Here is a 23,668-nt window from a genome sequence, read left to right as displayed (position 1 = left end):
CCGGTCAACCCAGCATCTGCAGCGTGCTGTCGAACAGCTGGTTGGCCACGGCCACCACCTTCATGTTGGCCTGGTACATCTGCTGGAACTGGATCAGGTTGATGGCTTCCTCGTCGGTGTTGACGCCGGCGCTGGACTTCCAGTCCTCTTCGGCCTGGTCGCGCACGGTGGTCGCGGTCCGCTGCGAGCCCTGGTTCAGGGAACTCGCCACGCCCAGCTTGCCCACCAGCTGCGTGAACACGTCGCCGGTGACGATCTGCGTCGTGCCGGCGGCGTTGCCGGCAGCGTCGAAGGTGGTGATGGTCATCGGCCGGTTCTTCAGCCCGATCAGCGCGGTCAGATTGCCGCTGTCGCCGCTGACCGTGGCGCTGCTGGAGAACGCCAGCTGCGCCGCGGTGATGCCGGTCATCTTGAGCGTGCCGCCCGTGGTGTCGAACAGCGGCACGCCGGGCGTGGCCGCCGGCGGCGCGAAGCCCAGCGCCAGCTGCGCGTTGAATGCGTTCCCGATCCCGAGCGCGAGCTCGGAGATCGTCGTGCGCATCGGCCCCAGCACCTGCTTCTGCAGGTCGGCCAGGCCGCCGAGCTGGCCGCCCTGCCCCACGTCCGACAAGGTGAAGGAGGTGCTGGCGAACTGGAGCTTGAGCGCCGCCGGGCCGGAGGTGGACATCACCGCCGCGTCGGCGCCGACGACCAGCGGCTGGCCGCCCTTGAGCGACACGCTCCTGGCGCCGTCGGGCGTGTCGACGACCTGCAGGCCGACGAGCGCGGACAGCGCCTTGATCTTCCCGTCGCGGGCGTCCTGGAGCCCGGCGTCGTTCATGCCGGTGGCGCGGCCGCCGGCGATCTGCTTGTTGAGCAGCGCGATGTCCTGCGTCAGCGCGTTGACCTGGTCGACCACGCCGTCGCGCTGGGTGGCGATGGCGGTCTGCTGGTTGGCGAAGAGCTGCTGCAGGCTGTCGAAGCGCTTGACCAGGCCGTCGGCGGCCGTCAGCACGGCCTCGCGCAGCGGACCGGATTCGGGCTGCACGCTGGCGGCGTTGAGCGCGGCGAAGAACTGGTCGATGCCGTTGTTGATGTTGGCGGTGTCGTCGGACATGACCTGCTCGAGTTGCGTCATGTAGGACTGCCCGGCGCTGTACTGGCCGAGCTGGCTGGTCGCCTGCCACAGCTGCACGCTCTTGAAGCTGTCGGCGAAGCGCAGCAGCTTGGACACCTGCACGCCGGCGCCGCCCGCGGGCGTCTGCAGCGAGCCCAGCAGCACGCCGGTGCGGGTGTAGCCCGGCGTCATCGCGTTGGCGACGTTCTGGCTGGTGGTGCCCAGCGCGGCTTGCGCAGCCTGCGCGCCGGTGAGGCCGTTGAGGAGGAGGCTCATGAGGTCGGGGTTCCGGAGGAGACGGGAGCGCCTGCGGGCGAGGCCGCGGGGGTCTTCACTCCGGAAGGCGACCCGGCGGCGCTGGCACTTAAACCGGCGGCGGGAAGCACCTGCTTGAGCATCAGGTCCGCGATGCCGAATGCGCGTTGCTGGGCCAACGCGTCGGCCACCATCCCGTCCGCCAGATCCAGCATGTCCTGGTTGGCGCGCTTGTTCTCGGCGCTGTCCTCGTCGGCCAGCGCGCGCGTGCCGGCACGCATCTGGCCGATCATCTGCTTGATGAAGAAGGCCTCGAACTTGACGGCCGCATCGGTGGCCTGCGCCTTGATGCGGGCGTCGGGATCCTTGGCGCCGTCGAGCGCGGCGGCCAAGGGCATCGGAGCGGAAGTCGGGAAGTCGCTCATCAGATCACCTGCAGTTCGCCTTCGATCGCGCCGGCTTGGTCCAGCGCCTGGAGGATCGCCATCAGGTCATCCGGATTCGCCCCGATGCTGTTCACCATGTCGACGATGGCCTGCAGCGAGGTCCCCGCCGGCCAGCGGAACATGCGCCCGTCGCCCTGGTCCACGCGCAGCTGCGACTGCGGCACCGTCTGCGTGCGGCCCTGGCTGAACGCGTTGGGCTGGCTCACCTGCGGGTTCTCGCTGATCACCACCTTCAGCGACCCGTGCGACACCGCCGCCGGCCGCACCTTGACGCCGTCGGCGATGACGACCGTGCCGGTGCGGGAGTTGAAGATCACGCGCGGCAGCGCCGGCGCGGCGTCGATGGACAGCGCCTGCAGCTGCGCGACGAAGGCCACCCGCTGCGTCGATGCCATCGGCGCGCGGACCGACACGCTGGTGCCGTCGCGCGTCGACGCCGTGCCGTCCCCGAAGCGCTGGTTCAGCGCGTCGACGATCTGCGTCGCGGTCTGGAAGGCCGGTCGCTTGAGGTTGAGCACCACGTCCGGCCGGGTATCGAAGTCGCTGGCGATCTCGCGCTCGATCGACGCCCCGTTGGGCACGCGGCCGGTCGTCGGCGTGTTCACGGTCACGCTGGAGCCGCTCTGCCCCTGGGCGTTCAGGCCGGTCACGACGAGATTGCCCTGCGCCAGCGCATAGACCTCGCCGTCGGCGGCGTGCAGCTCGGTCAGCAGCAGCGTGCCGCCGCGCAGGCTCTTCGCGTCGCCCAGCGAGGACACCGTGATGTCGATGGCCTGCCCGCGCCGATAGCCCGCGGGGAAACTCGCGCTCACCATCACCGCGGCCGCATTGCGCGACTTGGCTTCGGTCTTCTCCGGCAGCTTCACGCCGAACTGCTTCAGCAGGTTGGCCACCGACTGCCCGGCGAATTTCACCTGCGTGCTGTCGCCGCTCCCGTTCAGCCCGACGACGAGACCGTAGCCCAGCAGCTGGTTCTCGCGCACGCCTTCGATGTCGACGAGCTGGCGCAGCGGCTGCGCGGCGAATGCCGGCGCGGCCAAGGACAAGCCGAGGACCGCACCCAGCACCAGGCCGGAGGACAGGGAGATCAAGCGCTTGTTCATGGAAGTCTCTCGGTGGAAGGAGGTCGGATCCGGGGTCGGATCTGAGGTCGGATCGGGCCTCAGATCGGATTCCACGGGCTGTTGAACCAGCGCGTGAACCAGCCCGGCGTGGCGGCGTCGGCGAGCACGCCCCGGCCGCTGTAGGCGATACGGGCGTTGGCGACGCGCTGCGAGGACACGCGGTTCTCGCTGTCCACGTCGGCCGGACGCACATAACCGGCCACGCGCATCAGTTCCTCGCCCTGGTTGAGCGTCAGGCTCTTCTCGCCGTGCACGCGCAGCAGGCCGTTGGACGTCACCTCCTGCACGACGACGGTGATCGCGCCCTGCAGCGTGTTCTGCTGCGTGCTGCTGCCGCTGCCGTTGAAGTCGCGCCCGGCGTTGATGCCGTACGCGCGCTGCTTGCCGTTCAGGTCCAGGCCGAGGCTGCCGCCGCTGGTCTTGCCGCTCTGCGTGTTGGCGCTCTTGCTGGCCTGCGTGGCCTCTTCCAGCACGATGGTCAGCACGTCGCCGGAGCGGAACGCCCGCGTGTCCGCGATCAGGCTGGCGCTGCGGCCCGCGGCGAACACACCGCCGCCCGAGGGCTTCACCGTCTCGGCGATGGGCAGCGGCAGGCCGCCGGGATCGGCGCTGGGCAGTTCCGGCGGCGCGATGATCGCGCAGCCGCCCAGGCCCGCGACGAGCGTCGCAGCGGTGGCGACCCGGAGAAATCGGAGAGCGCGGACTGCGGCGTTCATCGATCGTTCCTCAGCGGGCGGCCTGCGCCAGCACCTGCAGCATGTTGTCGGCGGCGGACAGCACCTTGGTGTTCATCTCGTAGGTGCGCTGGGCCGCGATCATGTCGACCATCTCCTCGACGACCTGCACGTTCGAGCCTTCCAGCGCGCCCTGCTTGAGCTTGCCCAGGCCGTTCTCTCCAGGCACGCCCTCGGTCGGCGCGCCGCTGGCGCCGGTTTCCTGGTACAGGTTGTCGCCCAGCGCCAGCAGGCCGGCCGGGTTGACGAACTGCGTCAGGCGCAGCTGGCCGATCTCCTGCGGCGCGGCGTTGTCCGCGACGGTGATGGACACGACGCCGTTCTCGCCGATCGTCAGCGACTTCGCATTGACGGGCACCGTGATCTCGGGCTGCAGGCGCTGGCCCAACGCCGTCGTCAGCCGGCCTTCCGGGCTGAGGTTGAGCTGGCCGGCACGCGTGTAGGCCGGGCGGCCGTTCGGTCCCTCGACCTGCAGGAAGCCGTTGCCCACGATGGCCACGTCCATGCTCTGCCCGGTCGTCTGCAGGCTGCCGTTGGTGAACACCTTCTGCGTGCCCACCATGCGCGTGCCGTTGCCCAGTTGCACGCCGGTCGGCGCGGCGGTGCCGTCCTCGGCCTGCGCGCCGGGCTGGCGCTCCACCTGGTAGAAGAGGTCCTCGAACATCACCCGGTCGCGCTTGAAGCCGACCGTGTTGACGTTGGCCAGGTTGTTGGCGATCGCTTGCAGCTTGGCGTCCTGCGCCTGCACGCCGGTCTTGCTGATCCACATGGCGGGGTTCATCGGGGGCTCCTTGGGGAAATGCGGGAATGTCGGGGGAACGGGATCGAAGTCGAGATCGCGGTCGAGCGAACGGACGGCCGCGTCACTCGCGGACCAGCCGGTTGCCGGTATCGGCCATGCTGTCGGCGGCCTTGTAGAGGCGCATCTGCAGCTCGAAGTCGCGAGCGAGGGTCATGGTGGCGACCATCTCCTCGACGGCCGACACGTTGCTCGATTCGAGCTTTCCCTTGGCGACCTGCACCGCGGGATCGGCCGCCGGCGTGCTGCCGTCGCGCGTCACCAGCAGGCCGGCCTCGTTCTTCGTGAGCTGCGAGAACGGCGGCTTCACCAGCTTGAGGCGGTCCACCGTCTGCAGCTCGGGCTGGCCGTTGGACAGGACCGAGATCGTGCCGTCGGCCTGCACTTCCAGCTTGTCGTGCGGCGGCAGCACGATGGGACCGCCCTCGCCCAGCACCGCGTGGCGGCCCAGGCGCAGCGTGCCATCGGCGTCGACGGTGAAGTTGCCGCTGCGCGTGTAGGCCTCGCGCCCCGACGGACCGTCCTGCGCGACCGCGAAGAGACCCTCGCCCTCGACCGCGAGGTCGAGATCGCGGCCCGTGTCGCGCTGGCTGCCGGCGCGCGCGCTGACGACGTCCGAGCGCGCCTGCGCCAGGTGCCGCGCGTCGTAGCCGTAGCCCTTCACCTGCGCGGCGCCGGCCTGCTCCAGGTTGGCGCGGAAGCCGGCCGTCTCCATGTTGGCCAGGTTGTTGGCATGCACGGCCTGCGCGCGCTGGATGCGCTCGGCGCCGCTCATGACGGTGTAGATCAGCGCGTCCATGAGGTCACACGGCCTGCATCAGCGCCTGCATCATCTCGTTCTCGGTCGAGATGAGCTTGGTGTTGGCCTGGTAGTTGCGCTGCGCGCTCATCAGGCTGACGAGTTCGCCGGTGACGTCGACGTTGGACTGCTCGATCGCGCCGGCGCTGAGCTTGGACGCGGTGCCCGCGCCCGGGCGCGAATACAGCGCCACGCCGCTGTCGATGGTGGAGGTCCAGCTGGTGTCGCTCATGGGCTTGAGCGCGCTCTCGTTGGCGAAGGTCGCCAGCGCGAGGGTGCCGACGGTCTGCTTCTCGCCGTTGCTGTAGTTGGCGATCAGCGAGCCGTCCTCCGACAGGCTGGTGCCGGTCAGCGTGCCTGCGGCGTAGCCGTTGGACTCGTTGGTGCGGGTCGTCGTGTCGCCGGCGAACTGCGTGGTGCCCGTGTAGGCTATGCGCATCGCGATCGGCGCGGCGCCGTTGCCGGGCGCGGCGTTCAGCGTCACGGCGGGCACCGCGGTCAGTTGGCCCACCGCGTCGAAGGTCATCGTCGCGCCGACGCCGGCCGGGGCCGCGCCGTCGAAGCTGTAGTAGGCGTTGACGGCGCCCACACCGGTCTTCACGAAGTACTGCGTCACGCTGTGCTTGGTGCCCAGCGAGTCGTAAACCACCGAGGTCACCGAGCTGTTGTAGCTGCGCGAGTCGTCCTTGTCGAAGGGCGCGAGCGCCGGCACGGTCCAGTCGGCGCTGAGGTTGCCGTTGTAGGTCAGCACGTCGCTGGGCTGCGCCGGGATGGTGCCGGCGTTGACGCGCAGGTCGCCGAACGCGCCCAGGCCCGCGCCGGGGACCGGGCGGCCGTTGGCGTCCAGCACCGCGGCGTAGCCCTGCGCCTTGCGGCCCAGGCTGTCGACGACGTTGCCGTCCTTGTCGACGTCGAACAGGCCGACGCGGGTGAACACGGTCTGGCCGTCGTCGCCCTTGACCGCGAAGAAGCCGCGGCCCTGGATCATCGCGTCCATGCCGCGACCCGTGTTGAACAGGCCGCCGCCGGTCTGGAGGCTCTGCGAGATCGAGCCCACCTCCACGCCGGTCGCGTGGCTGTCCGCATACATGGACGAGAAGTTGCTGCGGCTGGACTTGAAGCCGTAGGTGCCGGAGTTGGCGATGTTGTTGCTGATGGTCTCCAGGCTGGCGTTGACCGCGTTGATGCCCGAACGTGCGATTTCGAAACTCATGGGGGCCTCCGAAGGCGTTGGATGCTGGGAACTCGAAAGGACTCTGGAAAGAGAAGGCGGCGGCGCCCGCGTCGGGCGCGTCACGTGCCTCAGGACGCGGCGCGGCCCTTGAACTGGGTGATGGCCTGGCTGCCGACCTCGCCGACGCCGGCGAGCTGCAGCATCACGCTGCCGTCGGCGGACAGGCGCACGCCGTCCAGGCGGGCGACGGTCTCCAGGCTCACGTCGCGCTTGTCCTTGGCCTCGAACGTCAGGCGGTACTGGCCGTCGCCGAGACCGAGCCTGGCCGGATCCAGCGTGTAGCCGTGCTCGCCCTTGCCGAGCGAGCCCAGGTCGATGCGGGTCTCCGTGCCGTCGCCGGCGGTGAGCACCAGTGTGTTGGCCGGGCTGCTCGAATCGAGCGTGTAGCGCAGCTCGACCGGATCGCCCTGCAGCTTCACCTGCGACACGGCGGCCTGCAGCGTCGAGCCGACCTGCGCGCCCAGCGTCATCAGCTGCAGGCTGGCCAGCATGCTGGCGTTGGTCTGGCCTTGCGAGGTGAGCTTCTGCATCGATTCGACCTGGCTCAGCTGGGTGAGCTGGCTGACGAACTGCGACGGATCCTGCGGGGAGAGCGGATCCTGGTTCTTGATCTGCGCGACGAGCAGCGTGGTGAACAGGCTGCTCAGGCCGGCGCTGTCGCCGTTGCCGGCGATCGCGCTGGACGACGAAGCGCCGTTGCCGCTCGAGTTGTTATTGACGGAAGTGGTCATGTCGGTGCTCCGTGGAGGATCGGGGTCAGGTCTTGATCAGGGTCGGATCAGGCATGGATCAGCCTTCGCCGAGGCGCAGCAGCGACTGCTGCATCGACTTCACGCGCGACAGCACCTCGACGTTGGTCTCGAAGGCGCGCGAGGCCGACAACAGGTCGGTCATCTCGGCGACCGGGTTGACGTTGGGGTAAAAGACCTCGCCGTTCTCGTTGGCGAGCGGGTTCTCGGGCTCGTAGGCCTTGCGCAGCGGCTCCTGGCTCTCGACGACGTCCAGCACCTGCACGCGCGTGCCGGCGAGCTGCTGGTCGCCCAGCCCTTCGCGCGCGGCGAGCGCGGCGAACACCGGCTTGCGGGCGTGGTACGTGGCGGTCTCGCTGCCGGCGGCCGACTGCGCGTTGGCCAGGTTGCTGGCGATCGTGTTCAGGCGCACCGTCTGCGCGGACATCGCCGAACCGGCGATCTGGGTGATCTGCTTGAAGGACATGGGGGGGCTCCTGGGCGGCTGGCCGTGGTGACTGGCGGTGTGACTGCCGGCGGTTACTGGCCGCTGATGGCCTTGGCCAGGCCCTTGAGCTTCATGTTCACGAAGCTCAGGCTGGTCTGGAAATCGAGCGCGTTCTGCGCGAAGGCGGCCTGCTCCACGCCGAGCTCGACGGTGTTGCCGTCCTGCGCCGGGTGGTAGGGGACGCGGTACTTCATGTCCTGGTCGCCGGTGTCGAGCGCGAGTTCCCCGTTGAAACCGTCGCCCGATCCGTCGCCCGAACCCAATGCGCTGCGCAAGGACGCGGCAAAATCGATGTCGCGCGCCTGGAACCCCGGCGTGCTGACGTTGGCGATGTTGGAGGCGAGGACCTTGGTCCGCTCCGCGCGCAGACGCAGCGCGTCGTCATGCACCCCGGCCGCCTTGCTGAAATCGATGCTCATGCGCGACTCCCTCTTCCCGTTCGTTTCCGAAATCGTTGCTGTCTGTCGTCCGCTGTCGATCGCCGTCGCGATCTCAGCGGCGTCCTTGCCGTACGGCCTGCCGGCCGCCATGGCCGCGGGTGCCCCATCGGAGGCATCCGGCACCGCCCTGCTCGACGCCCAGGTGCTGGACACCGCTCGCAGCGCCTTGCTGGACCAGGCCCAGCAGTCCGGACTCCTCTCGCCCGAGCTGCAGCTGCAGCAGCCCGCGCCCCGCCCGCGGCCGGCCTGCCCGGCCGGCTGGGACGTCGCGCTGCAGGACAGCCGCAGCCTGATGCGTCTGCGCCTGGTCGCGCGTTGCACCGACGACGCCGCCCGCGTGCCGCCCCAGGACTTCCTGCTGCGCGCCACGCTGAGCGCCGAGGTCCTGGTCGTCACGCAGGGCGTGGCCAGCGGACAGCCGGTCACCGACGACCAGTTGCAGCTGCAGCGCCGCGACATCAGCCAGACGCCCGACGCCTTGTCCACGCTGGCGCCCGGTTTCGCCGCGCGCACGACGCTGCGCCCGGGCCAGCTGCTGCAGAAGCGCCTGCTCGCCGCGGCGATCGTGGTCAAGCGCGGCGACGCCGTGCGCATCCAGGCGAGCCGCGGCGGCGTCAGCGTCGAGGGTGCCGGCGAAGCGCTCGACAGCGGCGGGCGCCAGGGCCTGATCCGCGTGCGCAACAACGCCAGCGGCCGCGTGATCCAGGCGCGCGTGCTGGACGCGGGACTGGTCGAGCCCGCCGAACTGCGCTGATCCCTTCACGACGACATCGATCGTCATTTCGAAGCTCCCACCGCTCGGGTCGATGCACCTGTCGTGACCGACATCGGCGTGATCGTCGGCACCGCGCCGACCCGCGCCGACACGCGCGCCGCGACCTGCGCCAGCTTCTGCGCATACGCCGGATCGGTGGCGTAGCCGCCGCGCTGGAGCGCCGCGCCATAGGCGTGGGCGTCGGCGCCGGCGTTGAGCGCGCCTTGATAACGCGGGCTCGTGCCGACCAGCCGGGCCAGGTCGTCGAAGGACTGCGACGGCGACGCGTAGGCGCGGAACGCTTCGCTTCGCGCGACGGGCTGGCCGCCTTCGAATTCCGTGGTCATCGCCTGGGCGACGGCGCCCTGCCAGCCGGTGGCCTTGATGCCGAAGTAGTTGTGGCTGCTCGCGCCGTCCGCCGCGCGGATGGGCGACCGACCCCAGCCCGTTTCCAGCGCGGCCTGCGCGGTCAGCACCTCGGGCGCGATGCCCAGCTTCGCGCCGGCACCGTGCGCGAGCGGCAGCACCTCGTCGATGAAGGCCTGGCGTTGCGACTCGCTGACGCCATCGTCCGCGGAACCGCCGGTGCCCGGCGCGGCGTCCATGCCCGCCACCGACAGCGATCGCGCGCGGCCCCACGCCCCTTCGGGACTCAGGCCGCTGCCAGCGCCGCCGATGCCGCCACCTGAGCCGCCGTCGCCTTGCTCGATGTAGCGGACGACGTCACGGTTCAGCTCGTTGAACAGCGCGTCGAAGCGCGGCGGACCGAAGGCTCCCGCGCCCGCTGCGCCGAAGGCTCCGGCGGCCCGCGCCGGTGCGACCGGGCCACCCGGCAGCGACGGGACCTCACCCGCCCGGACATCAACGTTCCGCATAGACGTGCTCCTCGCGGCCCAGCAGCTGCTGCATCAGCGCCTGCTGCTCGCCGATCAGTTGCGCGTTGCGCAGGTTCATCGCCTTGCACTCGGCCAGCGCGCGCTCGATCGCGCGGCGCAGCGTCGCGATCGGCTCGGCCGTCGCCGCGGGCAGCCGCTCCAGCAACGCGCGCAGGCTGGGCTGCGCGGCGCGGCCGAGCAAGGCGACCAGCAGCTCGCGGCGACGCGAGCGTTGGGCCTCCATCTCCGCGGCCTGCGCGAGCATCTCGGCGGAGAGCGCCGCCATCACTTCGGCCTCGTGCCGCAGCGCGGCGTGGAACTGGCGCTCGAGCAGCGCGCGCAGCGCCTCGTAGGCGCGCAGATCCTGCGAGAGCCCCTCGCCGAGCTGCTGCAGCATCACCACCGCGGTGCTGTCGGCGCGACGCGCCGTGCGGGCCAGGGCGGTGCTCACGCGCGGCCTCCGTGATAACGCTGGATCAGCTGCGACAGGCGGTTGGCGTCGAACTTGATCTCGCCCTTCGCCAGCGCGTCGCGCAACGCGGCGACCTTCATCTCGTCGACCTCGGGCATCGCCGCAAGCGCGGCCTGCGCGGGCTTGAGCGACTCGCTCGCGAGCTCGCCGGCCAGCATCGCGGGACCGGACGACGGCCCGGCGCCGAGCGCTCCGACCGCGCCGCTCACGCGCTCAGTCGATTCGACGGGCGCCGACGCGGTCGTGCCGGCGGCGGGGTTCAGCGGGTTGGTGCCTGTGATCTTCATTCGTTCACCCTTGGATCTGCTGGTGCGCATGGGGCCTCTTCAGCGGGAGGCCGACGACGCGTCGGCCGCGGCGCGCGCGGAGGTCGAGGCGGGCGCGGGGGACGTGGCGGGCGTGGTGGTCGGAGCATTCGATCCGGAGAGCGCGCCGCGGACCTGCTCCGCGGCCTCGCCGTCGCGGCCCGGGTCGCGCAGCCCCGTCGGACCGAACATCCCGGCGATCGCCTGCGCCTGCCTGGCCGTCAGCAGCATCAATTCGATACGGCGGTTGGCGGCCGCAGTCGGTGCGAGCGGATCCAGCGGCGCGGCGTCGGCCATGCCGGTGACCTGCAGCACGCTGGACTCGGGCATGCCGCCGACCAGCAGCTCCTGGCGGGCGGCCATCGCGCGGTGGCTGGACAGCGCCCAATTCGTGAAGGCGCCCGGCCCCTTGTCCTGATAGGCCGTCGCGTCGGTGTGCCCGACGATCAGCAACTGGTTGCGGATCTCCGCCAGCAGCGGCCCCAGCTTGCGCAGCAGCGCGCGCAGCGGTGCGGCCGGCTGCGCGCTGCCGCGCTCGAACATGCCGCTGGCCTCGGTGTCATGCAATTGCAGCCGCAGGCCCTGCGGCGTGACGGCGCTGCGCAGGTGACCTTCCAGGCCCTCCTCCGCAGCCAGCGCGGCGATGCGGCGCGCCAGCGTCTGCAGTTGCTCCGGCGAATCCAGACTCGGTCGTCCCATGCGCGCATCGGTCGAGCCGTGCTGCGGATCGCCGGGATTGGGCTCCTCGCTGCGCGCGGGCACTGGATGGCGCTCGATCATGCTGCCGCGAGAACCCGCAGCCAGCGAGTTGGTCAGACCCTGGCCGTCCTCGATGAGGTTGGCGCCCGCGCTCTGCAGCACGACCTGCAGGCGCTCGGCGTTGCGCGAGGCCAGCAGCCACAGCACCAGGAACAGGCACAACAGCGCGAGGCAGAAGTCCGCGAAGGCGACCTTCCACGCGCCGCCGTGACCCTCGTCCTCGGCGCGGCGCGAGACGCGCTTCACCACCGTCGGGTGGTGATCGCGCGCGCTCCTCCCGCCAGCGCCGCCGGCGCCGCCCAGGCCCTGGAGGCCGCCAGGTCCGATGGACACGACCTCAGGCTGCACGGCGCTCTCCTTCCCCCGCCGGGCGGTCGCCCGCGCGGCGTCGCGGCGCGCCGGATTGGGACGCGTCCGCGCCGATCGCGTCGATCCAGCTCTCCAGCTGCGCGAAACTGGGCTTGATGTTGAGCTGCACCAGGCGGCGGCCGGCGTCGATCGCCAGCAGCGGCGGCTTGCCCGACACATGCGTCACCAGCACCACCTTCACCGACTCGAGCGAGGACAGCTCGTGATGCACCAGCTGCTTCATCAGGTTGGACAGCGGGTCCATCACGCCGTAGCAGAAGAAGATGCCGATGAAGGTCCCGACCATCGCGGCGGCGACCATCACGGCGATCTCGCCGGTGCCAGCGCCCTCGGCGACGTGGTTCATCGCCATCACGATGCCCAGCACCGCGGCCAGGATGCCGAAGCCCGGCATCGCCTCGGCGATCTTGTGCAACGACTTGGACGGCTGGATCAGCTCGTCGTGGATGGCCTCGAGTTCCTGCTCCAGCACGCCTTCGAGCTCATGCGCGTTGATCTTGCCCATCGCCATCAGCCGGAAGTTGTCGACGATGAAGTGCAGCAGCTTGCGGTTGTCCAGGATCAGCGGGTAGCGCTGGAACAGCGCGCTCTCGTGCGGCGCCTCGACGTGCGCGTCCAGCGCCTTCAGCCCGCCGGCCGCCGTCTGCAGCAGCTCGTACATCAGCAGCAGCAGCTGGCGCTGGAACTCCTGGCCATGGTCGCTTCGGCGCACCAGCTTGCGCAGCTGCAGCAGCATCTCCGACAGCACGTGGCGCGGGTTGCCCAGCACGATCGCGCCGACCGCGGCGCCGACGATGATCAGCAGCTCGACCGGCTGCCAGATGACCTTGAACTGGCCGCCGTGCAGCATGAAGCCGCCGAAGACGCAGCCCAGGACGATCGCGATTCCGACGAGTGCCTGCATGTCCGTTTCCTTCTTTCCTGTTGCGCCGGTCGTCAGACTTGCTGGAGGAAGGCGCGCATCTTGGCGAGCGCGGCCTTGTTGATCTGGGAGACGCGCGCCTCGGTGAGATCGAGCACGGCGGCGATCTCCTTGAGGCTGGCGTCGAATTCGTAATAGAGCTGGATCACGCGCTGCTCGCGCTCGTTGAGCGCCGTCAGCGCCTGGGCGATCGAGCGCGTGACCATCAGCTGCGCCTCCGGGTCGCGGTGCTCGCTGGGCAGCCGCGCGAGTTCCTCGACCAGTTCGTCGAAGCTGGCCATCTCCTCGGCCACCTCGGCCTGGAGGAAGTCCTGGTATTGCCGCGGCGTGAGCTTCAGATGGCGCAGGATCTCGGCCTCGGTCGCCTCGCGACCGAGCTGCCGGGTGAGCGCGCGCAGCGCGTCGCGCTGCTTGTGGCTGTCCTGGCGCACCGTGCGCGGACGCCAGTCCTGCCGACGCAATTCATCGAGGATCGCGCCGCGCACCCGCAGCGCGGCGAACGCGCCGAAGCCGGCATCCGGCGGCCCGTAGCGGCGCAGCGCCTCCAGCAGGCCCATCAGGCCGATCTGCGCCATGTCCTCGCGGTCCATCACCGCGCTGGCCTGCGCCGACAGCTGACGCACCACGCGCTTGACCAGCGGCGCGTACTCGATCAGCGCGCGCTGCTCCAGCGCGGCGCTCTGCGCGGCGCTCAGGCCCGCCGTCGTGACGGCGTCCCATTCGGCGTAGGCGTGCTGCACGGTGCTGTTTCCTGTGGGCGGGGGTGGGGCGGGTCGCGTGCGGCGGTGCCGTCACTCGATGATCAGCTTGCCGATCAGCGCCTCGGCGAACGGCGCGTCGCGCCGGTCCGCCGCGTAGCTCTCGGCATAGGCCTGGTTGAGCAGCTGCGCGAACTGCTCGACGCTCATCGCCTGCGCGCTCTCGACCGTGTGCGTGGACAGCGCCTTCACGGCCACCGTGCGCAGCAGCGGCAGGTGGTCCTTGGTGCGCTTCTCCTGCTCGGGCAGCGCCTTGAAGACGATGTCCACGGCCATGTAATGCGACACCCCCGAACCGTTGGGGCCGCGCAGCATCACCAGGACCTTGTCCAGCGTCACGTACTTGTAGTCGGGCGCGGGCTTGCCGTCGTCCTTGGGAGGCGCTCCGTCCTTCGCGTCCTTCGCATCCTTGCCGCCGCGGGCCGCGTCGGCACCGGCGACGGCGGCCTTCGTGCCGTCCGTCTTCATCCACCACACGGCGGCGCCCGCGCCGCCCGCGGCCAGCAGCGCGACGACGGCGATCACGCCGATCAGCTGGGTCCTGCTCTTCATCGGGAAGTCCTCGTGTTGCCGACGTTGCCCGCCAACGCGTCGGCGAAGGCCGCTGGAGCGCTGGATGCGCTGGATGCGCTGGATGCGCCGGAAGCGCCGAGGTCTTCTTCCTGCAGCGCGCGGCCGGGCTGGCGCTGCTCGTCGCGCTGTTGGCCGTTCGATGGCGATTGACCGCCGGAGGCCGCGCCGTCGCGGCCGCGTCCGTCGCCGGCGGCCTGCGCGCCGGAGGCGACCTGCACCGACACGTCGCCCGCATGGCGCTGCACCAGCTCGTGGCGCAGCGGCTCGGCGATCTGGCGCAGCTGCTGGCGCACTTCGTCGTTGCTGGCCGACAGCTGCACCTGCAGCGCCCCGCCCTGCTGGCGGATGTCGATCTCGATGCGGCCCAGCTGCGGCGGCTCCAGGTGCAGCCGCGCGCTGTCCGCGCGCTGCGCGATCTGCAGTTGCAGCCGATCACCCAGGGCCTGCATCAGCGGCTGCTGCCAGGCTTCGCGCGAGGCGGGCAGCGCGAGCGTCGAGCCCGTCGCGTCGCCACCGTCGGCAAGGGCCGCGCCGGTCGCCGTCGCCGTCGCCGTCGCCGAGGTCGCAGGCGCCATCGCGGTCATCAGGTCGGCGCTCCAGCGCTGCAAGCCTTGCCAGGCCGGAACGTCCGCCGGCATGGCCACGGCGTCGGACCCCGGAATCGCCAGCAGACCGGCCAGGTCGGTCGACAACGCGGACCTGGACACCGCCTGCGACGACGGGGCGGAGTCGCCCGCGCCATCCGACGCAGCGGAAGACAACGGAAGCGCACGCGCCGCCGGCGTCGGCGGCATGACTGCGGGGATCGACGCGGGCATCAGCATCGCCAGGGTCGGTGTCGGAACCACGGCCCGCGTGTCGTCCGGCGTGTCGTCCGGCGTGTCGTCCGGCGTGTCGGCCGTCGACTCCTCGTCCGCAGCCGCATCGGCGTCGGGCATGGCTGCCGCGGTAGAAGACCCACGATTCAGCATCTCGTCGAGCGCCTGCATCAACGCTGCGTCGAGCACATCGACCGGGACTTCGTTCGCCGCGTCGTCCGGCACCGTCATCGCCGGGGCATCATCCGCCGCCGTCAGGAGCGGCGCGAAGGGCAAGGCCGGCACGGCCGCGCTCGTGGCTGCGCCTTTGGCGGCGCCCGCCGCCGGGCCGATCCCGAGCGTGGGAGCGGTCGGCGTCTTCGCGGCGACCAAGGAATTCATCGTCATCGTCATGCTTGCGCCTCCGTGCCCCAGTCGGCGGATTCCGCGTACGCGGACCAGCCCTGGCGCTGCTGGCGCATCTGCTCCAAGGTCTGCCCGACGCGTTCGAGTTCGCGTTGGCATTCGCCGCTGATCTGCTGGTGGAGACGGCGCAGCTGCTGCAGCGCGGTCCGCTCGATGGGCGTCAGCGTCGCGACGTCGAGTCCGCCCAGCACCTGAGCCAGCTCGGCATCGCTGCGCGCCAGCGCGATCCAGTTGCGCTGCGCGCAGGCGTCGCGCAGGCGCTCACCCAGCTGCTGCAGCCGGGCGGTCACATGACGCCGGGATTGAGACATCGCCGTTCCTTTCTCAGCCGTGTCTGGCCTGCACGCCCAACCAGCCGCCGCGGATCTGCGCGAGCAGGCCGCGGACCTCGTCGACGGGACCGACGTCCAGCTCGATGCCGGCGCGGTACAGCCGCTCGGCGCAGTAGTCGTAGAGCCGGGCGAGGCTGACCACGACCTCCCCGCCCGTGTCCAGGTCCAGCGCGCTGGACAGTCCGTTGATGATGGCGACGCACTTGTCCAGGCTGGCCGCCTTGAGCTCGAAACGCCGGGCCTCGATGTGGGCGCGGGCGCGGGCGAGCTCGTCGAGCAGGCCGTCCATCAGCACCAGCACGAGCTGGAGCGGCGAGGCCTGCGCGGTCTGCGCGTGCAGATGGACGGACTGGTAGCTCTGGTAGGCGTCGTGGCTCATCGTGTGGTCATCGGTCTTCCCGGCGTTCAGGCCGGGACGGCGTCGAACAGGCTGCTGGTCCCGCCCAGTTGCGACTGCAGGTTCTGCAGCTGCGTGAACTGTTGGAGGTAGCGCGAGTACGCCTGGTTGTATTGCTGGTCCAGCCGCAGCTGGCGGTCGCTGATGCTCTTCTGCTGGGACTGGATCGTGGTCTGGCGCTGCTTGATCTGGCCGTTGGCACTGTTGGTCCAGGCGTCGGCGAGCTTGTCCATCGCGCCGAGCAGGCCCGACGGGGTGGACAGCGAGGCCGAGCCCATCAGCTTGTCGAGCGCGTCCGGGGTAGCCGACAGCGCCTTGGTCAGCTTGGCGCCGTCGAGCTTGGCGCTGCCGTCGCGCTCGATGGACACGCCCAGCGTGCGCAGGTTGGCGCCGGCGTAGTCGTTGCGCAGCGCGTTGCCGATGCGGTCGCGCAGCGCGCGCACGCCGGCGTCGCTGGCGAAGGCGCCGTTGGCCGTGCCTTCCTTGCCGACGACGGTCAGGTCGTCGAGCGCCTTCTCGAGCACGTTGTACGCGTCGACGAAACTCTGCAGCTTGGCGCTGGTGGCGGAGTCGTCGCGGGCGACGGTCAGCGTGACCGGGGATTCGCCGGCGGCCTGCGCCTTCTTCAGCGTGATGGACACGCCCTGGATCGCGGTGACCGTGTTGCCGGCCTGCTGCAGCCGCACGCCCGTGCCCTGCCCGCCCAGCCAGACGACGGCGTCCTGCGCGCCGACCAGCTCCTTGCGCTTGCTGGTGTCGTCCAGCGCCGTCTTGAGCGGGCCCAACAGGCCGGAGGTGTCGATGCTCAGCTTGCCGCCCGCGCCGCTGACGCCGGAGCTCAGCACCAGCTGGGTCGCGCCGCCGACGGTCACCACCATGGCCGTCGCGCTGCCGCTGGCCGCGGTGTTGATCGCGCGGGCGATCTCGGTCTGCGACAAGGTGCCGTCGCCGTCGCCGTCGGCGCTGGCGAGATCGACGTTGAAGCTGGTCCCGTTGGCCAGTTGCACCGACATGCTCCCCGGGCCGGCCGGCACCGCCGGCAGGTCCTGGAAGGCGACCTGGTTCGTGGTCGCGAGCTGCTCGACGAAGATGGGCGTGCTGGCCGGCTGCGCGCCGGCCGCGGCGGTCGCGGTCATCACCGCGCTGTCGCTGGGCGTCGCGCTGTGCTGCGTCACCGCCTGGCCGGGCTTGGACGACAAGGCGGCCAGCGCCGTCTTGAACGCGCTCAGCGCGCTCTGCAGCTTCGTCAGGCCGCTGGACGCGGTCTGCGCGGCCTTGGTCTGGGCGTCGAGCAGCGTCTGCGCCGGCTGCGTGTACGCGGTGGCCAGGCTGGTGGCCGTCGAGGTCGGATCGAAACTAGTCGCCATGGCGGACTCCTCCACAAGGTCCAAGGTTGAGACTTCCCTTGTGGTGGGCGACCGGCCACGGCCGGAACTTAAACGGGCGCTCAGCCACGATTTCCCCGGTCGGTGCTGCGGGTCTTCGGGCCGAAGCCGCCGAAAGTGCCGAGAGCGCCGAACGCGCTCAGGCCGCCGTAGGCGCTGTCGTTCTGGGCGCTTTGCGACGCGATCTCGTCCTGGCCCTTCTGGTCGCGGCGGGCCTGCTCGGTGCGGGCGCGCGCGTCGGCGCGGTCGACCAGTTGACGCAGCGTCTCCTGCTTGCGGGCGGCGGCCAGCGTGTCCGCCTGGGCCAGCGCCAGCTCAGCCTCGCGGCGCGCCAGTTCGGCGCGCTGCTGGTCGGCCCAGCCGCGCATCGCCTGCTTGTAGGCGGCGCTGTTCTGCGCCAGGCCGGGCAGTGCGACGCCGCTCAGCGTGGCCTGCGCGCCGAGGGCCTCCAGCCGGTCGACGGTGCCCTGCACGCGCTGGCACAGCTGCCGCTGCGCGACCAGCTTCGCCTGCTGGCGATCGAGCTGGCGCTGCTGCAGCTCGGCCAGCCTGCCCAGACTGCGACGCAGCGAATCCTGGCTGCCGCTCATGCGAGCACCTCCGTCAGTTGGGTTTTCGTGCGCGCCAGCGGCGCGCCTTCATGGGTGCCCTGGTGCAGGAAGGCCTCGATGCGCGGCCACAGCGCGACGGCGCGATCGGTGGCCGGATCGGCGCCGGGCACGTAGGCACCCAGCGGCATCAGCTCGCGGACCTGCTCGAAGCGGGCCATCAGCTGCTTGAGTTCGCGCGCGGCCTGCTGCTGGCCGCGGTCGGCGACCAGCGCCATGCAGCGGCTGATCGACTGCGCCACGTCGATGGCGGGATAGTGGCCGCGCTCGGCCAGCGCGCGCGTGAGCACGATGTGGCCGTCCAGGATCGCGCGGGCCGTGTCGACCACCGGATCCTGCTGGTCGTCGCCTTCGGCGAGGACCGTGTAGATCGCGCTCATGCTGCCGTCGCCCTCGCCGTTGCCGGCGCTTTCGACGAGTTCCGGCAGCAGGCTGAAGACCGACGGCGGGTAGCCGCGCGTGGCCGGCGGCTCGCCGAGCGCCAGCGCGACCTCTCGCCGCGCCATCGCGTAACGCGTCAGCGAGTCCACCAGCAGCAGCACGTGCTGTCCCTGGTCGCGGTAGTGGGCGGCGATGCTGTGGCACAGCTCGGTGGCGCGCAGGCGCATCAGGGGCGACTCGTCCGCCGGCGCCACCACGACGACCGCGCGCGCCAGGCCCTCTGCGCCGAGAGAGAGGTCCATGAACTCGCGCACTTCGCGACCGCGTTCGCCGATCAGGCCGACGACGACGACGTCGGCGACCGTGTTGCGCGTGATCAGGCCCAGCAGCACGCTCTTGCCGACGCCGGACCCCGCCATCAGGCCGACGCGCTGGCCGCGGCCCAGCGTCAGCAGGCCGTTGATGGCGCGCACGCCGACGTCCAGCGGTTCATGCACCGGCTTCTTGCGCAGCGGATTGACCTTGGGCGGCACCATCTGCAGCGGCAGGTCGCCGCCGAGACGGCCGCGGCCGTCGATCGGCTCTCCGAGACCGTTGACGATGCGGCCCAGCCACTGCGGACCGATCATCAGCGACGACCGCTCCGGCGCGGGCAGCACACGCGCGCCGGCAGCCAGGCCGTCGGGCTTCTTGAAAGGCATCAGGTAGGCGACCTGGTCGCGGAAGCCCACGACCTGCGCCGCCAGCCAGCCGTCGGGCGAGCCCTCGACCGCGCCTTCGAGCCGCTGCTCGATCAGGCAGCGCTGGCCGGTGCGCAACGTGCAGCCGCTCGCTTCGAGCAGCAGACCCGAAGCGCCGACCAGGCGGCCGGTCGGCGTCGACACCGGCACGTCGCCGAGTTCGACGCGACGCAGCGCATTGCTGATCATCGGGCGTCCTCCCCGGTTTCGGCAGCCTGGGGTGGCTGCGCGCCCGGCCCATCGATCGTCGTCTCGGGCATCAACTGACCCCGCACCTGGTCCATGCAGGCGGCCAGGCGCTGGCGGCAGCCGGCGTCGGCCTCGCGACCGCCAGCGATGACGCGGCACTCGCCCGGGTCCAGCGAGGCGTCCGCGTGCAGCGTCCACTCGTGCACGCGCTCCGGTCCGAGTTCCAGCAGCCGCTGCCTGTCCTCGGGATTCAGGAAGACCTCGACGCCGTCTCGCGCCGGCGGCATCGAGGACAGGGTCTCGTCGACCAGCGCCATCAACTGCGTCGGACGCAGCGTGAGCTCCGCGCGGATGACCTGGCGGGCGACGCGCTCGACCAGCTCGACGACCTCGCGCCGCATCGCGGACTGGTAGTCCTGCTGCAACTTGCAGAGATGTGTGAGCAGCGTGTCGACCGCGGCCACGGGGCTGACCAGCAGCGCCCGCGCGTCCTCGCGACCGGCGGCGAGTCCGTCGGCATGGCCGCTGGCCTCGGCGGCGCTGCGTGCCTCGGCGGTGCCGGTCTGCAGGCCGCTCGCATATCCTTCCTCGTAGCCCTTGGCCAGGCCCTCCTGGAAGCCCTGCGCGAGGCTGGCCTGCAGCTGCGCGCCCGTCTGCCCGTCGAGCAGCGAGGACGCCCGGCTGACCTGGGCCAGCGGCGGGAAGCGATGCGGGCGAAGCGTCTTCATTCGACGACGTCCTCGGCGAACAGCTGGACCTGGATCTCTCCGGCGTCCACCAGCGCCTTGACCTGCGCCATGATCTCGGCGCGCGCCTGCTCGACGCGGCTCATCGGCATGGGGCCGCCGCGGCGCATCAGGTCCTCGAAGCTCTGCGCCTGGCGGCGCGGCATCGCGGCCAGCAGCGCGTCGCGCACCGGCGGCTCGGCGCCCTTGAGCGCGACCGCCCACAGCTCCAGCGGCACTTCCTCGATCAGGCGCGTCAGCGTGGCCTCGCTCTGGCGCGAGAGCATGAAGAACTCGTACATCGAGGACTCGATCTCGCCGACCACGCCCGGGTCGTGCGCGCGCAGCAGCTCCACCATCTGCTGGCGCTGGCCGGGCATGCGGTTGAGGATCTCGGCGACCTGCCTGACGCCCTCGACGGCCGCGCCCTGCTGGCCGAGGCCGGCCAGGCAGCGCTCGACGAGGTCCTCGAGTTCCATCAGCAGCTCGGCGTCGACCTCCGACAGCCGCGCCATCTGCAGCAGCACGCGGTCACGGCCGCCGGCCGGGCCTTCGGGCAGCGCGGCGACGACGTCGCCGGCCAGCGCGCTCGGCAGGAAGGCCAGGAACACCGCCTGCATGCGCTGGTGCTCATGGCTGATCTGCTCGGCCAGCCACTTCGGCGAGGCCCATTGCAGACGCTGCATCTTGGGCCGGATCGCGTCGCCGTAGATGCTGTTGAGCACGCTGGACGCGATCTGGCCGCCCAGCGCCAGGTCCAGCGAGCGCTTCAGGTAGGTGCGCGACGCGCCGTGCACGCCGCTCTGCTCGCGGTAGTCGTCGAAGAAGGTCTGCAGCGAGGCGCGCACCCAGTCGACCTTGATGCCCGACAGCCGCGACATCACCTGCGTGACGTCCAGCAGTTCGTCGCGCGACAGGCACCGCAGCACGGCGGCCGCGGGCTCCTCGCCCATGCTCAGCAGCACGATGGCGGCACGTTCGACCGGGCTCAGCGACGCGGCGCTGCCGGGCGGAATGAAATCACTCGCTTCGGCCATTTTTCTTCTGCACCCATTGCTTGACGACTTCCGCCACCCGCTCCGGCTCCTTGGCCGCGAGCACCTTCAGGTGGTCCACCAGCACGTCCACCGGAGAGCCCGGCGGCGGCAGTTCGTAGTTCTCGAGGAGCGTGGTGACCGCGGAGCCCGACGACGCCGCGCCACCGGCGCCCCCGGTGCCGCCGAGGAGACCGCCGGCCGGTCCGACCAGCGCCGGTGCGCCCTCGCCCGCCGGCGACATCCCGGCTTGCGCCCCGGATCCCGTGCCGCCCGACGCGCCGGACAGCGGTTCCAGCGGCGTGATCCCGGGCCCGCCGCTGCGATCGGCGCGGCCGTCGTTGCGGCCCTCGTTGCGAGGGTCCTTGCGCGCGCCGCCCATGCCCAGCGCGTGCTGACCCATGCGAATCAGCGGACGCGCCAGCAGCAGGTAGCCGAGCAGCGCGGCCAGCGCGTAGGCGCCCCAGCCGCCGAACTCGACGAGGGTGTCGCGCTGCTGGTACCAGGGCTCGACGACCGGTGGCGCCGGGAAGGCGAGCGTGGAAACGCTCAACTTGTCGCCGCGCTGCGTGTCGATGCCCAGGCCGCCGCCCAGCAGCTGCTCGACCTTCTGCAGGTCGGACGCCGTCCAGTCCTTCGCGCCGCCGGGCGCGGCCGCGGTGTTCAACAGCACCGCCACGCTCAGGCGCTCCAGCCGGCCGCGGCTCTTCTTCACCTGCGTGATCGAGCGGTCGTAGGCGTACTGGCGCGTGGCGGCGTTCTTGCGCGCAGTGTTGCTGTTGGCATTGGCGTTCGCACCGTTGGGATCCTCGCCCTGCGCCGCGGACGCGGCGGCCGCCGCCAGCGCGGCCGGCGGCCGGTTGCTCAACGAGCCCGGCACGCCCAGCGCGATGCGCTCGCGGTCCTGCTCCTCGCGCATGGCTTCATTGGTCAGCTTGGGCGCGTCGCCGTACTGCTCGCGGGTCTCCTGCACGCGGTCGTTGTTGACGTCGGCGGTGACGCTCAGGCGATAGTTCTGCTCGCCCAGCACCGGCGCCAGCAGCTCGTGCACGTTGCGGCGGATGTCGTCCTGGATGCGGCGCTGCGCCTCGTTGCCCTGCGCGCCGCCGTCGAAGCCCTCGCTCATGTCGACGCGCGCCGACAGCAGGTTGCCCTGCTGGTCGACCAGGCTGACGCGCGACGGATCGAGGGTGGCCACCGAGCCGGCCACCAGGTTGATGGCCGCGGCGATCTGCTCGTGGTTGAGCGAGCGGCCCGGCTTGAGCGTCAGCACCACCGAGGCCGAGCTCTTCTGCCCGTCGTTGAGCACGAAGGAGCTGCTCTTCGCGACGGACAGGTGGACGCGCGCGCCCTCGACGGCGTCCAGCGCCATCATGCTCTGCGCGAGTTCGCCTTCGAGCCCGCGGCGGAATCGGATGTCCTGCACGAACTGGCTCACGCCCAGGGGGTCGTTCTGGTCCATCAGCTCCAGGCCGGCCGGCAGCCTGGCCACGACGCCCTTGGCGGCGAGCAGCATGCGCGCGCGGCCCAGGTCGGAGTCGGGCACCAGCACCTGACCGCTCTCGGGATGCAGCCGGTAGGCGATGTGTTCGGCGTCGAGCACCGACAGCACGTCGGCGGTGGGCACATGCTCGCGCTGACCGAAGACCGGCTTGTAGCCGGCCTGGTCGCGCCACAGCAGCATCAGCACCAGCGCGGTGACGACGGTCGCCAGGATCAGCAGCGGCGCGAGACCGCGCAGACCGCGCATGCCGGCGTCGGCCGAGGGTGCGGCCCTGTTGAGGCCGCCCAGCGCCTGGCCGAGGCGGCGGCGCCACGCGGGCGTGCCGTCGCCGGACGCGCCGGTCGCGTTCTGGAGGGTCTGCAGCTCGTTCATCGTGTGCGTCCCGCAGGCCTCAGAGCTGCATCTTGATCAGCTCGTCCACGGCGCCCGCGACCTTGTTGCGGACCTGCATGAGCATCGAGAAGGACAGGCTGGCTTCCTGGCTGGCGAGCATCGCGCCGACGAGGTCGTCGCTCTCGCCGCGCTCGACCGCTTCCATGCGGGCAGCGGCGGCCTGGTCGCGGTCGTCCACCCGTCGCAGCACCTGCTCGAAGCCGATCTCGTTTTGGTTATGGGTGGAACCTGGGACGACGCCCTGCGAAAGCGCTTGCGCGTCCTGCTGCAGGCGCACCGCATCCTGTTTCAGCAGGGACTCCATCGACGATTGGCCGATGGCGGCATTGAGCATCACAGCCGACATACTTTTTCTCCGGGCAATAAGGGACCTGACCACGCCAGACGGCGCGGGTTTTCCCGTGACCATTCGTTGACCTTATCCGTCCATTCCCTTTGGTGAATGGACCGGCTTGACCAGCTCTGTCTTCAATCTCCGTTGCGGAGATTCACGCCGGACTTGAATGTCGCTTTTCTATTTGTCACCGCGTCGGCGGCTCGTATTTTTGCGGCGACATTCTTTTGATATTTACAGACAGTTTCATTCCCAGCATTTCGGACAAAACATCTCCCTCGCGCCAAATCGGCAGCGATTATTGATTCGTCGTTGGTCTGGTGAATATCCGGAACCGATGCGGCGGCGCGACCGCATTCGGGCTCGGCGAGACACGCGGACGGCAGTCCGATCGCCCCGTCGCGGGCCGGTTCAGGGAATGAAAAGATGTCTGTGAATGACCATGTCCGTCCTCTCTCTGCAAGACGGGCGCA

General features: G+C 70.7%; 28 protein-coding genes. 1 reads left to right on the top strand and 27 read right to left on the bottom strand.

Translation table 11 applies throughout. The annotated features are described in order from the left end of the window. Positions 1 to 4: 4 nt before the first annotated feature. From flgK to flgB, 10 genes are all read right to left on the bottom strand, one after another. Positions 5 to 1,372, bottom strand: a complete 1,368-nt coding sequence (flgK, locus tag PV762_RS02865) for a flagellar hook-associated protein FlgK (RefSeq protein ID WP_421033512.1) — start codon at positions 1,370 to 1,372, stop codon at positions 5 to 7. Next, complete coding sequence (locus tag PV762_RS02860; protein WP_421033511.1) at positions 1,369 to 1,776, bottom strand: flagellar biosynthesis protein FlgJ; 408 nt, start codon at positions 1,774 to 1,776, stop codon at positions 1,369 to 1,371. The genes flgK and PV762_RS02860 overlap by 4 nt, the downstream gene beginning before the upstream one ends. After that, the gene (locus PV762_RS02855) at positions 1,776 to 2,900 is read right to left on the bottom strand and encodes a flagellar basal body P-ring protein FlgI (protein ID WP_421033510.1); all 1,125 of its coding nucleotides are present in this window, start codon (positions 2,898 to 2,900) and stop codon (positions 1,776 to 1,778) included. The genes PV762_RS02860 and PV762_RS02855 overlap by 1 nt, the downstream gene beginning before the upstream one ends. A 59-nt stretch (positions 2,901 to 2,959) precedes the next feature. Next, the gene (flgH, locus tag PV762_RS02850; RefSeq protein WP_421033509.1) at positions 2,960 to 3,637 is read right to left on the bottom strand and encodes a flagellar basal body L-ring protein FlgH; all 678 of its coding nucleotides are present in this window, start codon (positions 3,635 to 3,637) and stop codon (positions 2,960 to 2,962) included. Between the two features lie 10 nt (positions 3,638 to 3,647). Continuing rightward, positions 3,648 to 4,436, bottom strand: coding sequence for a flagellar basal-body rod protein FlgG (flgG, locus tag PV762_RS02845; RefSeq protein ID WP_421033508.1), 789 nt, complete (start codon positions 4,434 to 4,436; stop codon positions 3,648 to 3,650). A gap of 82 nt (positions 4,437 to 4,518) precedes the next feature. Then, positions 4,519 to 5,253: a flagellar basal body rod protein FlgF gene (locus PV762_RS02840; protein ID WP_421033507.1), complete on the bottom strand. Its 735-nt coding sequence runs from the start codon at positions 5,251 to 5,253 to the stop codon at positions 4,519 to 4,521. A gap of 4 nt (positions 5,254 to 5,257) precedes the next feature. Then, positions 5,258 to 6,466, bottom strand: coding sequence for a flagellar hook protein FlgE (locus tag PV762_RS02835; RefSeq protein WP_421033506.1), 1,209 nt, complete (start codon positions 6,464 to 6,466; stop codon positions 5,258 to 5,260). A gap of 89 nt (positions 6,467 to 6,555) precedes the next feature. Further along, a complete protein-coding gene (locus PV762_RS02830) occupies positions 6,556 to 7,218 on the bottom strand; it encodes a flagellar hook capping FlgD N-terminal domain-containing protein (RefSeq protein WP_421033505.1) in 663 nt (220 codons plus the stop codon). Positions 7,219 to 7,276: 58 nt separating this feature from the next. Next, positions 7,277 to 7,702, bottom strand: coding sequence for a flagellar basal body rod protein FlgC (gene flgC / locus PV762_RS02825; RefSeq protein ID WP_421033503.1), 426 nt, complete (start codon positions 7,700 to 7,702; stop codon positions 7,277 to 7,279). Positions 7,703 to 7,755: 53 nt separating this feature from the next. Beyond that, entirely contained in the window at positions 7,756 to 8,142 is a 387-nt protein-coding gene (gene flgB, locus PV762_RS02820) for a flagellar basal body rod protein FlgB (protein ID WP_421033502.1), read from the bottom strand. On the opposite strand from flgB, the gene flgA reads away from it, so the two are divergent. Then, positions 8,141 to 8,917, top strand: coding sequence for a flagellar basal body P-ring formation chaperone FlgA (gene flgA / locus PV762_RS02815; protein WP_421033501.1), 777 nt, complete (start codon positions 8,141 to 8,143; stop codon positions 8,915 to 8,917). The two genes, flgB and flgA, sit on opposite strands and share 2 nt — an antisense overlap. A gap of 23 nt (positions 8,918 to 8,940) precedes the next feature. On the opposite strand, the gene PV762_RS02810 is transcribed toward flgA, so the two are convergent. The 17 genes from PV762_RS02810 to PV762_RS02730 form a co-directional block, all read right to left on the bottom strand. Next, on the bottom strand, positions 8,941 to 9,792 hold the full coding sequence (locus PV762_RS02810; RefSeq protein ID WP_421033500.1) for a glycoside hydrolase family 73 protein: 852 nt from the start codon (positions 9,790 to 9,792) through the stop codon (positions 8,941 to 8,943). Continuing rightward, entirely contained in the window at positions 9,779 to 10,243 is a 465-nt protein-coding gene (gene flgN / locus PV762_RS02805) for a flagellar export chaperone FlgN (RefSeq protein WP_421033499.1), read from the bottom strand. The genes PV762_RS02810 and flgN overlap by 14 nt, the downstream gene beginning before the upstream one ends. Beyond that, entirely contained in the window at positions 10,240 to 10,551 is a 312-nt protein-coding gene (gene flgM, locus PV762_RS02800) for a flagellar biosynthesis anti-sigma factor FlgM (protein WP_421033498.1), read from the bottom strand. The genes flgN and flgM overlap by 4 nt, the downstream gene beginning before the upstream one ends. Positions 10,552 to 10,590: 39 nt before the next feature. Beyond that, positions 10,591 to 11,676 (bottom strand): flagellar motor protein MotB, encoded by a 1,086-nt coding sequence (locus PV762_RS02795; RefSeq protein ID WP_421033497.1) that lies wholly within the window; start codon positions 11,674 to 11,676, stop codon positions 10,591 to 10,593. Further along, positions 11,666 to 12,601: a flagellar motor stator protein MotA gene (gene motA / locus PV762_RS02790; RefSeq protein ID WP_421033496.1), complete on the bottom strand. Its 936-nt coding sequence runs from the start codon at positions 12,599 to 12,601 to the stop codon at positions 11,666 to 11,668. Before motA ends, PV762_RS02795 begins: the two co-directional genes overlap by 11 nt. A gap of 32 nt (positions 12,602 to 12,633) precedes the next feature. Then, positions 12,634 to 13,359, bottom strand: a complete 726-nt coding sequence (locus PV762_RS02785; RefSeq protein ID WP_421033495.1) for a FliA/WhiG family RNA polymerase sigma factor — start codon at positions 13,357 to 13,359, stop codon at positions 12,634 to 12,636. 51 nt (positions 13,360 to 13,410) lie between these two features. Then, positions 13,411 to 13,929: a flagellar basal body-associated FliL family protein gene (locus PV762_RS02780; RefSeq protein WP_421033494.1), complete on the bottom strand. Its 519-nt coding sequence runs from the start codon at positions 13,927 to 13,929 to the stop codon at positions 13,411 to 13,413. Then, positions 13,926 to 15,149 carry a flagellar hook-length control protein FliK gene (locus tag PV762_RS02775; RefSeq protein WP_421033493.1) on the bottom strand — a complete coding sequence of 408 codons (1,224 nt, stop codon included), beginning with the start codon at positions 15,147 to 15,149 and terminating at the stop codon, positions 13,926 to 13,928. The genes PV762_RS02780 and PV762_RS02775 overlap by 4 nt, the downstream gene beginning before the upstream one ends. Before the next feature lie 8 nt (positions 15,150 to 15,157). After that, positions 15,158 to 15,484 carry a hypothetical protein gene (locus PV762_RS02770; RefSeq protein WP_421033492.1) on the bottom strand — a complete coding sequence of 109 codons (327 nt, stop codon included), beginning with the start codon at positions 15,482 to 15,484 and terminating at the stop codon, positions 15,158 to 15,160. Between the two features lie 13 nt (positions 15,485 to 15,497). Next, positions 15,498 to 15,884: a flagellar export chaperone FliS gene (gene fliS, locus PV762_RS02765; protein WP_421033491.1), complete on the bottom strand. Its 387-nt coding sequence runs from the start codon at positions 15,882 to 15,884 to the stop codon at positions 15,498 to 15,500. Positions 15,885 to 15,910: 26 nt separating this feature from the next. Next, positions 15,911 to 17,269: a flagellar filament capping protein FliD gene (fliD, locus tag PV762_RS02760; protein ID WP_421033490.1), complete on the bottom strand. Its 1,359-nt coding sequence runs from the start codon at positions 17,267 to 17,269 to the stop codon at positions 15,911 to 15,913. A gap of 80 nt (positions 17,270 to 17,349) precedes the next feature. Then, positions 17,350 to 17,877: a flagellar export protein FliJ gene (locus PV762_RS02755; RefSeq protein ID WP_421033489.1), complete on the bottom strand. Its 528-nt coding sequence runs from the start codon at positions 17,875 to 17,877 to the stop codon at positions 17,350 to 17,352. Further along, positions 17,874 to 19,205: a flagellar protein export ATPase FliI gene (gene fliI, locus PV762_RS02750; protein WP_421033488.1), complete on the bottom strand. Its 1,332-nt coding sequence runs from the start codon at positions 19,203 to 19,205 to the stop codon at positions 17,874 to 17,876. The genes PV762_RS02755 and fliI overlap by 4 nt, the downstream gene beginning before the upstream one ends. Then, entirely contained in the window at positions 19,202 to 19,933 is a 732-nt protein-coding gene (gene fliH / locus PV762_RS02745; protein ID WP_421033487.1) for a flagellar assembly protein FliH, read from the bottom strand. Before fliH ends, fliI begins: the two co-directional genes overlap by 4 nt. Continuing rightward, positions 19,930 to 20,967 carry a flagellar motor switch protein FliG gene (locus PV762_RS02740; protein WP_421033486.1) on the bottom strand — a complete coding sequence of 346 codons (1,038 nt, stop codon included), beginning with the start codon at positions 20,965 to 20,967 and terminating at the stop codon, positions 19,930 to 19,932. The genes fliH and PV762_RS02740 overlap by 4 nt, the downstream gene beginning before the upstream one ends. Continuing rightward, positions 20,951 to 22,714 (bottom strand): flagellar basal-body MS-ring/collar protein FliF, encoded by a 1,764-nt coding sequence (gene fliF / locus PV762_RS02735; RefSeq protein WP_421033714.1) that lies wholly within the window; start codon positions 22,712 to 22,714, stop codon positions 20,951 to 20,953. Before fliF ends, PV762_RS02740 begins: the two co-directional genes overlap by 17 nt. A gap of 145 nt (positions 22,715 to 22,859) precedes the next feature. After that, a complete protein-coding gene (locus PV762_RS02730; RefSeq protein ID WP_421033485.1) occupies positions 22,860 to 23,207 on the bottom strand; it encodes a flagellar hook-basal body complex protein FliE in 348 nt (115 codons plus the stop codon). Positions 23,208 to 23,668: the final 461 nt, after the last annotated feature.

The sequence above is a fragment of the Mitsuaria sp. CC2 genome, assembly GCF_048957715.1.
Taxonomy (GTDB): domain Bacteria; phylum Pseudomonadota; class Gammaproteobacteria; order Burkholderiales; family Burkholderiaceae_C; genus Roseateles.
Note: the sequence above shows the minus strand (reverse complement) of the source record. Positions and strands in the feature narration are given on the sequence as shown.